Annotated in this window: 13 protein-coding genes; 8 read left to right on the top strand and 5 right to left on the bottom strand. The window is 36.4% G+C overall.

From position 1 onward, the window contains the following. Window positions 1-26 precede the first annotated feature (26 nt). Window positions 27-1,178, bottom strand: a complete 1,152-nt coding sequence (locus tag PR809_RS02920) for an MFS transporter (RefSeq protein ID WP_206277063.1) — start codon at window positions 1,176-1,178, stop codon at window positions 27-29. 530 nt (window positions 1,179-1,708) lie between these two features. Between PR809_RS02920 and PR809_RS02915 the strand changes: the two genes are divergently transcribed. Next, window positions 1,709-2,953, top strand: coding sequence for an MFS transporter (locus PR809_RS02915; RefSeq protein WP_166267425.1), 1,245 nt, complete (start codon window positions 1,709-1,711; stop codon window positions 2,951-2,953). Window positions 2,954-3,007: 54 nt separating this feature from the next. Here the strand turns inward: PR809_RS02915 and PR809_RS02910 are convergent, their stop codons facing one another. After that, window positions 3,008-4,417, bottom strand: a complete 1,410-nt coding sequence (locus PR809_RS02910; protein ID WP_231068302.1) for an aminotransferase-like domain-containing protein — start codon at window positions 4,415-4,417, stop codon at window positions 3,008-3,010. Between the two features lie 152 nt (window positions 4,418-4,569). Here PR809_RS02910 and PR809_RS02905 point away from each other — a divergent pair, with 152 nt between their 5' ends. After that, window positions 4,570-4,707: a hypothetical protein gene (locus PR809_RS02905; protein ID WP_168222838.1), complete on the top strand. Its 138-nt coding sequence runs from the start codon at window positions 4,570-4,572 to the stop codon at window positions 4,705-4,707. Between the two features lie 259 nt (window positions 4,708-4,966). On the opposite strand, the gene ada is transcribed toward PR809_RS02905, so the two are convergent. Next, window positions 4,967-6,046 carry a bifunctional DNA-binding transcriptional regulator/O6-methylguanine-DNA methyltransferase Ada gene (gene ada, locus PR809_RS02900; RefSeq protein WP_375373111.1) on the bottom strand — a complete coding sequence of 360 codons (1,080 nt, stop codon included), beginning with the start codon at window positions 6,044-6,046 and terminating at the stop codon, window positions 4,967-4,969. Window positions 6,047-6,209: 163 nt separating this feature from the next. Continuing rightward, complete coding sequence (locus PR809_RS02895) at window positions 6,210-7,388, bottom strand: MFS transporter (RefSeq protein ID WP_102140318.1); 1,179 nt, start codon at window positions 7,386-7,388, stop codon at window positions 6,210-6,212. Between the two features lie 117 nt (window positions 7,389-7,505). Here PR809_RS02895 and PR809_RS02890 point away from each other — a divergent pair, with 117 nt between their 5' ends. Continuing rightward, complete coding sequence (locus PR809_RS02890) at window positions 7,506-8,405, top strand: LysR family transcriptional regulator (RefSeq protein ID WP_195698693.1); 900 nt, start codon at window positions 7,506-7,508, stop codon at window positions 8,403-8,405. 2 nt (window positions 8,406-8,407) lie between these two features. Here the strand turns inward: PR809_RS02890 and PR809_RS02885 are convergent, their stop codons facing one another. Beyond that, complete coding sequence (locus PR809_RS02885; protein WP_102140319.1) at window positions 8,408-9,262, bottom strand: helix-turn-helix domain-containing protein; 855 nt, start codon at window positions 9,260-9,262, stop codon at window positions 8,408-8,410. Between the two features lie 152 nt (window positions 9,263-9,414). Between PR809_RS02885 and PR809_RS02880 the strand changes: the two genes are divergently transcribed. The 5 genes from PR809_RS02880 (at window position 9,415) to PR809_RS02860 (ending at window position 14,110) form a co-directional block, all read left to right on the top strand. Next, window positions 9,415-9,957 carry a GNAT family N-acetyltransferase gene (locus tag PR809_RS02880; protein ID WP_166267431.1) on the top strand — a complete coding sequence of 181 codons (543 nt, stop codon included), beginning with the start codon at window positions 9,415-9,417 and terminating at the stop codon, window positions 9,955-9,957. Window positions 9,958-10,132: 175 nt separating this feature from the next. Continuing rightward, a complete protein-coding gene (locus PR809_RS02875; protein WP_102140321.1) occupies window positions 10,133-11,560 on the top strand; it encodes a Na+/H+ antiporter NhaC family protein in 1,428 nt (475 codons plus the stop codon). Between the two features lie 15 nt (window positions 11,561-11,575). After that, on the top strand, window positions 11,576-12,565 hold the full coding sequence (locus PR809_RS02870; RefSeq protein WP_102140322.1) for a D-cysteine desulfhydrase: 990 nt from the start codon (window positions 11,576-11,578) through the stop codon (window positions 12,563-12,565). 128 nt (window positions 12,566-12,693) lie between these two features. Then, window positions 12,694-13,215, top strand: coding sequence for a GNAT family N-acetyltransferase (locus PR809_RS02865; protein WP_102140323.1), 522 nt, complete (start codon window positions 12,694-12,696; stop codon window positions 13,213-13,215). A gap of 28 nt (window positions 13,216-13,243) precedes the next feature. After that, window positions 13,244-14,110, top strand: coding sequence for an SDR family oxidoreductase (locus tag PR809_RS02860; protein ID WP_206276388.1), 867 nt, complete (start codon window positions 13,244-13,246; stop codon window positions 14,108-14,110). Window positions 14,111-14,124: the final 14 nt, after the last annotated feature.

Here is a 14,124-nt window from a genome sequence, read left to right as displayed (position 1 = left end):
TATTGTCAGTGGAGAAAATACCCTATCTATAGTTTCTTTGCCCTTTCTCTAGAAGGAAAAACTAAAACAATAGACGCGCTCAATAATACAATAGTCAAGATTATAGAAACGTTAAGATAATTTTTTGCAAAGAGTAAAGAAAAGATTGGTAATGCAGATAATAAAATCAAGTTGTTAACACTTTCGGATATAGACAAAATAAAACCTTTATTCTCTGCGCTTTTTCTTGCTAACATTGCTGTACTTATCGGTGATGCTAGACCCAACATCCCCCCTAAAACAGTTAAGCATAATCCATAACCAATTAACGAAAGCCACCCACTGAGAAATAAGGTAATCGTAACCATAATTATTAAAATAATAACCACGAGTTTTGCATTATTTGATGCTTTAATTTTTTCAATTTTTGTAACTAAGCCATTACCACATAATAGCCCAATTCCAAATAATCCCATTAAGCTACCGACCTCCACACTTTCTAAGTAGGATCGTTGCCTTAATATTTCACCTGCAAGCAAAAACATACAGACCGACACGCCATTCCATATGCTTTTAGCTAATATGAATCTGACAATACCTACGTGCTTAATCGCTTTAAAAGATAATTTTCTTCCGATCGTTTTTTGAGAGTGCGGTAGCGTAAATAACGCTATGATAAATACCAATAAGCATCCTATTGCGGTATATACAAATGGAGCATACCAAGCAAAATATTGAACTAATACCCCTGCAATGATAGGCCCTGTAATAATACCGACTGTCATTCCCATCATAATACTCCCCATTGCTATAGCCTGTTGACTTTCACTAATTACATCAGCAACAAGGGCAAAGATAACGGGAACAAGTGCGGCAGAAGCCAATCCACCGAGCCCCCTTAAAACTAGAGCAATCAATAAATTAGGCGCAAAAATGATAGCTAAACTGTCGAGCGATAATAACAAGAGAGCCGTGAGCACAATTTTACGCCTGTCAATTCTATCTGATAAGAAACCAATAATAGGAGCAGCCAAGGTATAGGCCAAAGCATAAGCCGATATCAGCCAAGTAATCTGTTCGGGCTGAACATGAAACACAATTGCTAACGGCGATATAATAGCCGACAACATGAATTCTGCGGTGCCAACAAGGTATACCGCTACTGCAGATAAAAGCAGTAAGTAATGAGTGGAGATCATAATATTCTCGTTTTGACATACATTAAATTTCCCAATCATCGCTATGATTGAGGTTATAGCGTTTTTTTAAGAAAATGAGAGAGTTTTTTGGTAATGAGTTGCTAGGGAGCAAGTGATGTTTAACGACTGGAAATATTGAGATAATTAGTTGAGACAGTAAACTGGAAGACAAACATGAAGAGACAGCCATTAAACCTTAAACGTTAATTAAATTCAACTAACTTATGAAAAAGTTAAATAAATATTATCTATTGTTCAGATATTTTGAATACAGAAACAAGAATTAATAGCTAATTTTATTATTTCTATGTGTTTGAATACGTAATATCTCCTATATAAATAGGCTAACTCCAGCTATTAATCGATGATTATCCGCCTCCATATCAAAAAAAACTCTCACTAGCTATTTTATAATGCACAAACAATAACAAGATAGATGCTTCCATACTTGGTTATTAAATGAATTGAAAAGAACAGTTTATTTAATAATTAAATTAAAGCATGTTTAAGCTAACGGAAGGTGTATAAACATGAATATCACGACTCGGTTGAAATTTGTTTCATTTCTACAATTTTTTATCTGGGGATCATGGCTAGTTACTTTCGCGTCTTATCTCTTCAATACATTGCACTTCAAAGGCGGTGAAATTGGTCTGATTTTTAGTACATTAGGCATTTCAGCTTTATGTTCGCCAATTATCATCGGATTTATTGCAGATAAAATTAATAACCGAAAGCTTGTTTACGTTGCATCACATATTATTTCTGCTGTATTTTTAATCGCTATGGCTCATAGTCATTCAATAACCCTGCTATTTATTATGACATTAGTTCATCTAATGTTTTATATGCCAACTATTTCTGTTTGTAATAGCATTGTTTTTGAAATGTTGAGTGCCAAGAAACTCGATTCTGATGTCTATTTCCCCAAAATACGAGTTTACGGTACTGTAGGCTTTATTGTCGCTATGTGGACAATTAGCTTATTAAAATTGGAAATGAGTTTTTATCAATTATATGTCGGCGCAATTGCATCGGTTGTGCTCAGTATTTTTTCTGTATTCTTTATTTCAACGCAGAGCTGTAAAATTGAGAAAAAAGGAGAAAAATCCAGCTTTAGTTGCCAAAATATTATTTTACTATTTAAAAAAGGAAGAGTAGCGGTATTCTTATTTTTTGCCATGCTATTGGGATCTGTCTTACAAATTACCAATACCTTTGGCGTCCCCTTCTTACAAGATATGGCATTAATGCCCGAAGCTAGAGGCTCTATTTTTTCTGAATATCCCACTATCTTTTTATCAATATCGCAATTTTCTGAAATCATCTTCATTTTGCTTTTACCTCTGCTACTCAAAAAGTTCAAAATTGAAACCATCTTATTCATGAGTATGATTGCGTGGATTTTACGATTAGGTTTATTTGCCTATGGTGATTTCACTGTAATTGGTACCATCGCTTTATTTTTGTCCATGGTTGTATACGGCTGCGCATTTGATTTCTTTAATATCGCTGGCGCACTATTTTTGGAAAAAGAAATTGCTCCCGAATTTAGATCGACAGCTCAAGGTGTATTCACCACATTAGTTAACGGTTTTGGTACTTTTTTAGGTGCTGTATTATGTGGTTGGGTTATCGAATTAAATACGGTCAATGGCGTGGTGGATTGGAAAACTTTCTGGATGATTTTTACGGGGTACACGGCTAGCTTCACTCTTATTTATTTGGTTTACTTGTTTTATTCTAAAAATAGCCAACCAAAAACGACTATTTAACAACTGATAGCCCTCTTATTCATTAGACATATTTACAGAATAAGGGGCTTTATATTATTTTAAACTTGTGACTTTTAATGCTTCCCCTAATATTTTAATTGCATTGCGTCGCCTTGCGATTAATGGAAGCGCGTAATTTATTCGTAAATGATTAAGGAAACATCCACCAGTCGAGAAATGTTCCCCGGTTAGAACAGTGACTTTATTACGATGTAGAATATCGAGTAATTTACGATTATCAACCGGTAGATGTTCAACCCACAATGAAAATCCTCCTTGTGGCCGCGAAATACGAGTATTAACAGGAAAATGGGTTTCAACTAACTCTTTATATTGGCATTGTAGTTCACTATAATGCTGTCTCATTCGGCGCAAATGCAAAAAATAATGCCCTTCCTTTAAGAAGTTCGCCATAACTTGCTGCATAAAAATCTCACCAGAGCAGTGAGATAAATATTTTAAATGCAGAACTTTCTCTTTATATCTCCCGGGGATTATCCACCCCGTACGAGTACCTGGTGCAACCGTTTTTGAAAAAGAACTACATAAAATTACATGTCCATTGTTATCTAGCGATTGTATTGTCGAAGGCCTTGGATACTGATACGCCAACCCTGCGAGGCAATCATTTTCAATTACTGTTCCATGATATTTTTCAACAATATTCAATAAACGTTGTTTGTTATTATCAGGCATGATACAGCCCATTGGGTTATTGCAACTCGGCGTCACAACAACTGCTTTTACTTCCCAGCGTTCGAATGCTTCCTCTAGCCTATCGAGGTCTATTCCAGTTTCAGGGTCAATAGGAATTTCAATAATTTTCCGACCTAAGCCATACAACGTTTGTAACAATCCTGGAAATGTTGGCGATTCAACTGCAATAACATCATTACCTTGTGTACACGCTTGCAAAGCGATTGATAATGATTGATGACCACTCGTCGTGGTCACAATATCATCAGGCGTAAACAGATGACTATCATCGGAAATTAAATGAATTTGTTCTCTTAAGGACGCTAGCCCTTGCAAGCTATCATATTCCAGAGTTAGGGAAAGTTTACGACGTGCAACCATGGTCATTTCTTGCCATAGTGGCTCTAAACTTTTATCTTCTATATTAGGGACGGCACAAGATAATGATGTCACACCATGCCGCTCAGATACACGCAGAAAATCCATTGTTGGATTCCATTGAGCAACTTGGACAGGTTTTTGAATATAATTTGCCACTTTAGGCAAAAGAGCTTCTGTTTTTTCTGGTATCACAAAATACCCTGATTTAGGTACTGCATAAATCAGTTGTAAACGTTCCAGCTCACGGTACGCGAGTTGTGCAGTAGTGATGCTGACTTGATGAGTGCGCCCAATATCCCTCACTGACGGCATCTTTTCACCGCTAAGAAACTCACCTTGTTTAATTTTTTCCTGTAGTTCTTGTGCTATTTGTTTGTACAGTAACACATTATAAACCCTTCTCATTTTCCCATAAGGATAATGTAATACAAAAATGACTGAATTTGATCTGTATTTTGCAAAAAAACAAATCTGTCACTTTTTTAAAAATGTTCGCCATGCAATTCTAAATATAAATTCGTACTTTATTAGGAATATTTATGGAATATGAAAAAAACACAAGAGGAAAGCCACACCCTAAATTCATCTTATTACAACCTATTGTTTGGATATTTAAGAAAGCAAATACTTTTATTCGAGAAAAAAGACGTGAAAAATATAAAGGACAAAAAATATAACATTATTATCAACCGTATAAAAAAACATATTACCTGGATAGTTTTTAATGGGTTTGTAATGGGTTTTTCACATATCAATAAATGAAAATAGCTACTTCTAAAAATAATATTTTAGTTTTAGATATCATATTGTATTTACTAATACAGCACCCATTATATATTAATATAGGTGCTGTTAATCTTAAATATTCTAGCTAAAGTAATTTATTAGACATAATGATATGAAAACTATGGCCACCCATGATTTTCTTAGCTATCATTAACTATTATCTGCCTTATACTGGGCTTCTTTTAGCAATAGCGCTTGTTTTCGATCAATGCCCCAACGATAGCCTGAAAGATCACCATTACTTCTAACCACTCGATGACACGGAATAGCGACAGCTAACATATTTGCACCACAGGCATTAGCTACCGCTCTGACTGCACTAGGCTTGCCAATTTTCTCTGCAATATCTCTGTAGCTTACCGTTTCTCCTAATGGAATATTTCGTAAAGCTTGCCAGACACGCTGTTGAAATGCAGTACCTTGAATGTCTAATGGTAAATTTAAACCAATTTCAGGTGCCTCGATAAAACCCACTATCTGAGCTACCAGTTGTTCAAAACCGTCATCTCCTCCAATCAGCTCTGCTTTTGGGAATTTATCCTGTAAATTATTCAATAACTGCTCAGGGTCATCCCCTAATAAAATAGCACAAACACCTATCGGACTTTGTGCAACGAGTAGTGTCCCCAATGAGCAAACTGCAAGAGCAAAATAAATTTTATTACCACCGCCACCTGATTTCCATTCACTTGGTGTCATACCTAATCGTTTAGATGAAGCTTCATAAAAGCGACTATTTGATTGATAACCCGCATCATAAATAGCGTCAGTTATTCGTTTTTTTTCTTGGAGCTGTCGTTGCAATGCTTTGTGGCGAAAAGCATCCCCGTATGCCTTTGGGGTTAACCCGGTTTGTGCTTTAAATAAACGATGTAAATGGTAACGGCTCATACCAATATAATCAGCTAAACTTGCCAGACTCACCGCTTGCTCCTGCAGTTCAATATAACGGCAAGCTTTTTCAATTTGTTCTTGGTAAAATTGGGCTAATCGTGAATTTTCTGCTCGAAAACGTTTTCCAGCACGATAGCCTTGTTTAATCGCTTGCTGTTCACTATCGAAAAATTCAACGTTATTTCTATTTGGTAAACGCCCAGCCGCAGAAGGATGGCAATAAATAGCTGATGTTTTTACACCGTAAATAAAATGACCATCTGCGGCTTTATTTCGTTCAATTACCGCTTGCCATCTCTGTTCCGGTGTTTTCCACAAATTTTTAGCTGTCATCATGCCACCCTCCGCTAGATAATTACATTAATTATGGCAAATTTCAGTACCAAAAAACTCCGAACATTGCTTTTTAATTCAGATTGTATTTATCCAGTGCGATAATCCTTTTAATTTATTGAACTGTAACTTTATGATAATCATCAGTTGAATAAATGTAATTAAATTAGTCATATGCAATTTCAGCTTCTACTTTAATATCGGATTTTTTGCGAAAAGAAACCAGAATAACCAAAATACCTAAAACAGCAACGAGTGCTCCCATAAAACTAATCATTGAATAGCTATACCCGTAGGATAAAACTACCCCTCCAATTGCTGCACCTATAGCATTTCCTAAATTAAATGCCCCAATATTAACGGAAGAAGCTAAGGCTTGAGCCCCTGTAGCTGCATTCATAACTAACATTTGAATTGGTGGTACAATACCAAAACTAAAAATACTCCATATCATTAGGCCGACACCCGCACCAAAAGCATTTATCGCAATAAATGGGAATATAGCCATACTTAATGCCAACATAATGAAAAATATTATTAAAGTGCCAAAGAGCGACTTATCTGCAAATAATCCACCAATATAGTTACCAATAGTAAAACCTACACCAATAATCACTAACATCATCGTGATCATTTGGTCTGAAGCCTGAATAAAACTCATTAACATTGGTGTAATATAGGTATACAGCGTAAACATTGCACTTGCACCTAAGACAGTAGATAACATGCCTAACAGGACTTGAGGGCGACGTAAAATACGCAATTCACTTTTTACATTTACTTTTGTCCCCATTAGGTTACTTGGTAAAGCCCAAATTAAACTAATAATCGTCAGAATGCCTAAAATTGAAATTAAATAAAATGCCTGCCTCCATCCCACAACTTGTGTTAATTTCGTCATCAGAGGTACTCCTCCGATATTGGCTATTGTTAGCCCCATAAACATAGCCGCTATTGCACTTGCTTGTTTCCCCGGAGGAACCACACTTGCCGCAACAATTGCACCTAATCCAAAAAATGCGCCATGATTCAAACTCGTCACGAATCGTGAAAGTGACAGCGTCACTAAATCAGGTGACATTGCCGATAATACATTCCCAACAGTGAAGATCGACATCAAAAATACTAGTGCTACTTTAGGCCGCTTTTTTACCAATAATAGTGTCATAATAGGAGCTCCAACCATAACACCAAGGGCATAAATAACCACTATCACACCCACAGATGGAATACTTTCTTGTATATTATCAGCAATATAAGGAAGCATTCCCATTGGCGAAAACTCTGTTGCTCCAATAGCAAAAGCCCCTATTGCTAATGCTAGTAATGCCGTGTTAATTCTCATATAAAAACCTTATTGAAATAATTTATTAACATTTTTATTAATGAGCAGAATTTTTTCACATTGATACTCAATGAAAAAGGCGTTAAGGTGAAAATAACTTTTGCCGGATATGCAATAATGAAAATAACTTTTGAAGAGCTTCAAGCCTTTATTAGCGTTGTAGATTGTGGTTCTATCACCGCAGCAGCAGAACAATTAAACATGACGATATCGACAGTAAGTCGTTTATTACTCAGGCTTGAAGAAAAAATAAATACGACGTTAATCTACCGAACAACTCGTTCGATTAAACTCAGTGATGAAGGTGCTGCATTTTTGCAGAAATCGCGAAAAATAGTTGAACTAGCTCAAGAAGCTGAAGATATGCTATCAATACGGCAAGCTATTCCTTCAGGTAAATTACGTATAGATGCATCAACCCCCTTCCTTACACATGTTATTGCCCCGTTGATCCCACAATTTTATGCACTTTATCCGCAAATCGAACTTGAAATCCATAACTATGAAGGGATTACTAATCTATTAGAAAAACGAATTGATGTTGCATTTCGTATTGGCACACTCAAGGATTCATCGCTCAATGCTACTTTACTGGGCTTTAGCCAGAAACGTTTAGTTGCTAGTCCTTCCTATTTAGAAAAATATGGCGTACCACAGAGCGTTGATGAATTGAAAAAACATTGCCTATTAGGTTTTACTCATCCAGAGTCCTTAAATACATGGCCTATTACGTCGCATGATGGACAGTTATTAAAAATTACCCCCGATATTGCAGGCGCCAGCGGTGAAGTTTTATTTCACCTTGCCATTCAAGGTGCTGGAATTTTATGTTCTGCTGATTTCGTCACGCAAGACGCTTTCGCAAGTGGGGAGTTAGTACAAGTGTTAACAAAAGAAACCATTGAGATCCGTCAGCCCATAAATGCAGTTTATTACCGTAACCAAGCTGTTTCGCCACGGCTGCGCTGTTTTATTGAGTTTATAAAAAAGTACTCAACAAAAATTGAACCATACTAATGTTATTTATTTCCCTGCTCTCTTTGTGCAACTCGTTTTTTAAATCCCGTTAATGTCATTCCTGTATGCCGTTTAAAATAGCGGCATAAATAGGATGTATCTTCAAAATTTAATTCATCAGCAATTTGCTTAATGGACAGATTACCAACTTCTAATAATGCTTTTATTTCTAGAATAACTTGCCTATCAATTAATACTTTTGGCGGGTCATTAAAGAAACTTTGACTAATCTTAGATAAGTAAAATGGCGTAATAGACAATTTTTCAGCATAGAATTTTACTTCTTTATATTGTTTACAGTAAATTGTAATTAAGTCCCAAAAACGCCAGCATAGTTGCTCTTGGCGGCTTTTATTTTCTGGTTTACTAAATGTGTGTTGAGTATGATGATTAATTTCTAAAAATAAATTTTGCAAATGATTTTTTAACTGTAATAACCCATGTTCGCCCCAGTTATGTACTATAGCTAGCAGAATATACCTCCAGTTTTCAAGTAGCTCCACTTTTCCTAATGGCGTTGAAATAACAGGAAAATCATTAAAAAAAGCAAACAGTTGACGTGGTAATGCATAAGCAATTTCTGTTGCTAACTTTTTATCAATCAACCAATATTCCAAACGAAAATTACGTGATTTGGCTTGCAGCATTGCAAAGGAGTCATCATATAAAACGATAATATCGTTTTTACGTACCGGGTGCCGTTTAAAATTAATATTGAATACTGCATGTCCTTGCTTGCATATACAAACCGTCACATAAGATGTCTTAATTGGTTTACATTGCATTTCATCCATATTGCTTTCACCAATCCGAATGGCTTCAGGCAAATCAATCTGATAATTTTTTAAATGCTGCATGATTATTGTGCTTTAATTTGCTTCATATGACGCAAGCATAACAAAAAAGTTGCCATAAGTACCCAAAATGAACAAGTTACGCCCTTATTTTATTTCCATAAATACCTAAAATGGTCTCCAAGTTTAAAAACACCTTACGAAGAGACTAGAAAATGGTACTTACAACAAATAGGTTAGTATTGCGTCCTTGGCAAGAAACAGATGCCGCTGATTTATATTTCTATGCAAGAGATGAAAGAGTTGGCCCAATCGCAGGTTGGCCAGCTCATAAAAGTGAAGAAGAGAGTCTTTCTATCATCAAGAATATTTTTATGCGTGATGAAATTTACGCTGTAACGTTAAAAAATGAAAACCAAGCTATTGGTCTGATTGGATTATCATTTAGCCATGAAAGTAATTTCCCCATTGGGGAAAATGATGCAGAAGTTAGTTATTGGATTGGTGTACCCTTCTGGGGTAAAGGCCTTATACCAGAATCAATTAACGCCATCATGCACCATGCATTCACTAATTTAAAATTAGATAATTTATGGTGCGGTTACTTTCAAGGTAACGAACAATCTAAAATTGCCCAAGAAAAATGTGGCTTCAAATACTATGCAACTCTTGAACCTCAATTTATTGAATTAATTGGTGAAACTAAGACAGAAGATGTCAGTAAAATAACCGCTAAAGAGTGGCAAGCTCGACAGTAATATTTGATTCCATCTATACATATGGCCAGCATTTATCTGTTTGGCCTTTTTCTTATTAATTTATTGTCACAACTCATTTCAAGCTGAATAAAATTATTCTACCGTGTTCCTATTAATGCTATGATTTTTCGATAATTATAAAATTCATACTTTCACTAGGATCACAGGTAAACACATGCAGGACTATGGTATTTGGACCGTTATTACCCCCATTGTGACGATAATTTTGGCGATATTAACTCGCCAAGTCATGCTTTCATTAATGTTAGGAATACTCGTTGGTTTTACTGTTATTCATGACCACAATCTACTATTAGGTGTGCAAGGTACCGTTGATGGTATTATTGATACGTTTTCATCGGCGGGGAATACGCGAACAATTGTCTTTATGGTCATGATTGGTGGGATCATGAGACTTGTTGTCGTTACAGGCGGAGTTCGCGCTCTAGTTCAGTTACTCACAAATAAAACAAAACTGATTAAAAACCGTAAATCTACTCAATTGCTCGCCATTATCATTACCTCTCTTATTTTTATTGAAAGCTCTATTAACCAGCTAGTAGCCGGAGCTTCAACTAAGAATCTCGCACGACAATATGGCGTTGCCCCTGAAAAAATGTCCTATATTATCCAAACGGCGTGTGTTTCTGTTTGTTCCTCCGCCATTATTAATGGCTGGGGAGCGGTAATAATGGGGTTAATCGGGGTACAAATATCCCAAGGGCTGATTCAAGGTGAACCTTTTGATATTTTAATTACTTCGATTGGATACAACTTGATGGCATGGCTATCCATTATAACTATTCTATTCTATGTATTCACTAACGTTTCATGGGGCCCCATGAAAAAAGCGGAAGAAAAATATCAACAGAATTTCATTGCAGGGAATATTTCCCAATTACAAAGCCAAGATAGCGAAGAAGAGATTATTGACCATCCTAATGCTCATTCCTCATTAAACTTTTTTATTCCTATTTTATCGACGGTGTTAATGGTACCTATTGCTCTGTATATTACAGGCGACGGTGACTTTAGCAAAGGAAGTGGATCGACTTCCGTATATTGGGGTGTCATGTTTGGTACAGTGGTTTCTTTCTGTTGGTTTGTCGGCCGACGCCTATTAAATATTGATGCGTTCTTCAAAGAGTTGTTTATCGGTTATGCCAACATGCTAAAAATTAGTTCAATTATGATTTTAGCATTCTTAATGGGAAATGTTTCTGCTGAGTTAAATACAGGTGCTTATATTGCTGAAGTTACTCAGGGCGTTATGGCGCCAGGGTTTTCTATTGGCTTTATCTTTATAATTAGCGCCATTATGTCTTTAGCAACAGGTACCTCTTGGGGAACTTTCGCTATAATGATCCCTATCGGAGTTCAATTAGGCCTGTCTGTAGGAATGCCTGTTGAATATATGATAGGTGCAGCAATTTCTGGCTCAATATTTGGTGATATGACCTCTCCAATCTCTGCGGATGCTATTGTTGCCTCAATGGCGACAGACTGCGAACATATTGAACATATCCGAACACAAATGCCTTATGCACTTGTAACGGCCAGTGTTGTACTTGCTATTTACCTTTACCTTGGTTTCTCTTATTAATTATTGGGAGTTTAGATGTCTCTTCAACAACAATTAGTACAGTTCGCAAAAATAGATTTACTTAACGCATCGACTCCTCTTAATCGATTAAATAATTTATCGCATAAGTTTGGCCGTGAGATCTATATAAAACGTGATGATATGACCCCTCTTGCCATGGGGGGGAATAAATTACGTAAACTCGAATTTTTAATGGCCGATGCATTAGCCAAAAAAGCAAAGATTATTGTTACTGCGGGGGCAATTCAATCAAACCATGTCCGCCAAACTGCGGCTGTTGCTGCCATGTATGGGCTTGAATGCGTCGCTTTGTTAGAAAATCCAATTCAAAGTGATAACCCTAACTTTCTGCATAATGGTAATAAATTATTAACCGACTTATTTGCCACTCGTTGTGTCATGTGTGATGAATTAACTGACCCACAATCTCAAATGGAAGCACTAATTGAAACTCTTTCTCTTAAAGATGCCTATATTGTTCCTGTGGGTGGGTCAAATGTATTAGGTGCTTTAGGCTATATTCAATGTGCTATTGAGATAGCTCAACAGAAGCCAGAACATATAGAATTTGATAAAGTTATTGTTGCATCTGGGAGTGCTGGGACACACGCAGGGCTTGCCATTGGTTTGCAAGAACTATTACCACAAAGCCAAGTGATTGGCGTAACCGTTTCAAGAAAGCAGCAAGACCAAGCCCCTAAAGTCGAGAAGTTACAAACCGAGTTGGCTCAATGTCTGGCTCTAACGAAAACCCCAAAAGTACAATTATGGGATAATTTCTTTGCCCCGATGTATGGAATGCCAAACCAAAAAGGCCTCGCTGCAATCAATTTATTAGCGAGGCAAGAAGGTATTTTATTAGACCCAGTTTATACCGGTAAAGCCATGGCTGGATTAATTGACTACTTAGAAAACTCGGAAGAAAAAACTCCCGTTCTGTTTATTCATACTGGTGGAGCTCAAGCATTATTTGCTTACTCAGATATTAGCCAAACAATTAAATAGTTATCAGTTAAAAGGGCTAAGTTGCCCTTTTTTCTTCTTATTTAGTACCAAAAGTGCTCTACTTTTCTTCTTCTATGACGTTTATCAATTGATTGCTATACACTGATAAAGCACAGGAGAAAACATTTATGAACCAAGTTCCCCATATACTAAGAAAAGCCACGAAACATGATGCATTATTGCTACATAAAATAGGTACGGAAAGTTATTTGCATCATTTTGCTACATTATGGAATAACCAAAATGAACTTAACACATATTTAAGTCAAGAATACAGCACAGCTAAAATCACTGCAGACCTTAATCAACAGCATATTGATTGGTATATTATTGAAAATACTAGCCCAATCGGTTTAGTAAAACTAACCTATCACTCCTGTATACCTGAAACCGATTTAGCTGGTACTTTATTAAATAAACTTTACTTTTCTCCTGGCGCTACAGGTAAAGGTTATGGAAAAATCGTATTTAAATTAATTGAAGCGCTCGCAAAACAGCAAGGTGACTCTTTGCTATGGCTAGATGTTCTCGCAAGTAACACTCGAGCAATGACATTTTATCAGTCAAACGATATGCATATTATGAAAGAAATTTTATTTACAAGCGAAACTCAGCAATCTCTTGAATATATTATGAGCAAAACACTTTAACTGAATATATTGTCACTATAGGATATTCATGAAAAATACAATTCTTATCACTGGTGCAACAGGCCAGGTTGGTCACTACCTCGTTCAATCATTACAGGAAAAAGGCTATCATGATATTGTTTTAGCGGTTAGAGATCCTGCTAAATTGAAGAACACACCTTATCGAACTGTTGTTATGGATTACGATAAGCCAGATACTATTGAAACCGCTTTACAAGATATCGACTCTGTTTTCATGATGACAGGCTATACCATTGATATGCTTGTACAAAGTAAGGTTTTTGTTGATATCGCAAAAAAATCAGCCGTGAAATATATCGTGCATTTAGGTGCCTGTGGGGACGATGACGCGCAAGTGGCACATTGGGCATGGCACCAACTTATTGAACGCTATATTGAATGGTCAGGAATACAATTTACTCACCTTCGCCCCGAATCTTACATGCAAAACTTACTGGGTTATCAAGGAGATGATAACTTGCAAAAAGGCGTCTTGCGCTCTTATTTTGGCAATGCGGTACTCAGTTGGGTAGACTGCGCCGATGTTGCTGAACTTGCGGCTTATTGCTTACTTAACCCGCAACAGCACGCAGGCCAAATTTATCGCCTTGGTTATGAAAATAGAAATTACACACAAATAGCTGAGTTATTAACAGAAGAGTTGGGGATCCCTTTCAGCTATCAGGCAGAAAATCCCGATGAATTTTGGCAACATGCCCTTAAAAATAATTTAGAGCTCGCCTATATGAAAAGTATCTATGACCATTATGTAGATTTTACTAATGGAAAATTAGACCGCTCAGGAATGGTTTTCGATAATTTTCAAACAATAACAGGCAAAGCACCGACATCACTTAAAGAATTTATTTTAAAGCACCAAGAACAATTTAAATAAACGTAAAATAGGCC

The sequence above is a fragment of the Providencia sp. PROV201 genome, from assembly GCF_028479545.1.
GTDB classification, from domain to species: domain Bacteria; phylum Pseudomonadota; class Gammaproteobacteria; order Enterobacterales; family Enterobacteriaceae; genus Providencia; species Providencia huaxiensis.
This window is presented reverse-complemented; position numbering and strand designations above follow the sequence as displayed.

What these genes read in the sequence shown, in the direction of transcription:
- PR809_RS02895 (WP_102140318.1), bottom strand. Translation starts at nt 7,388, where the DNA reads ATGAGAATTAACACGGCATTACTAGCATTAGCAATAGGGGCTTTTGCT.
- PR809_RS02880 (WP_166267431.1), top strand. Translation starts at nt 9,415, where the DNA reads ATGGTACTTACAACAAATAGGTTAGTATTGCGTCCTTGGCAAGAAACA.
- ada (WP_375373111.1), bottom strand. Translation starts at nt 6,046, where the DNA reads ATGATGACAGCTAAAAATTTGTGGAAAACACCGGAACAGAGATGGCAA.
- PR809_RS02865 (WP_102140323.1), top strand. Translation starts at nt 12,694, where the DNA reads ATGAACCAAGTTCCCCATATACTAAGAAAAGCCACGAAACATGATGCA.
- PR809_RS02890 (WP_195698693.1), top strand. Translation starts at nt 7,506, where the DNA reads ATGAAAATAACTTTTGAAGAGCTTCAAGCCTTTATTAGCGTTGTAGAT.
- PR809_RS02875 (WP_102140321.1), top strand. Translation starts at nt 10,133, where the DNA reads ATGCAGGACTATGGTATTTGGACCGTTATTACCCCCATTGTGACGATA.
- PR809_RS02860 (WP_206276388.1), top strand. Translation starts at nt 13,244, where the DNA reads ATGAAAAATACAATTCTTATCACTGGTGCAACAGGCCAGGTTGGTCAC.
- PR809_RS02870 (WP_102140322.1), top strand. Translation starts at nt 11,576, where the DNA reads ATGTCTCTTCAACAACAATTAGTACAGTTCGCAAAAATAGATTTACTT.
- PR809_RS02915 (WP_166267425.1), top strand. Translation starts at nt 1,709, where the DNA reads ATGAATATCACGACTCGGTTGAAATTTGTTTCATTTCTACAATTTTTT.
- PR809_RS02905 (WP_168222838.1), top strand. Translation starts at nt 4,570, where the DNA reads ATGGAATATGAAAAAAACACAAGAGGAAAGCCACACCCTAAATTCATC.
- PR809_RS02885 (WP_102140319.1), bottom strand. Translation starts at nt 9,262, where the DNA reads ATGCAGCATTTAAAAAATTATCAGATTGATTTGCCTGAAGCCATTCGG.
- PR809_RS02920 (WP_206277063.1), bottom strand. Translation starts at nt 1,178, where the DNA reads ATGATCTCCACTCATTACTTACTGCTTTTATCTGCAGTAGCGGTATAC.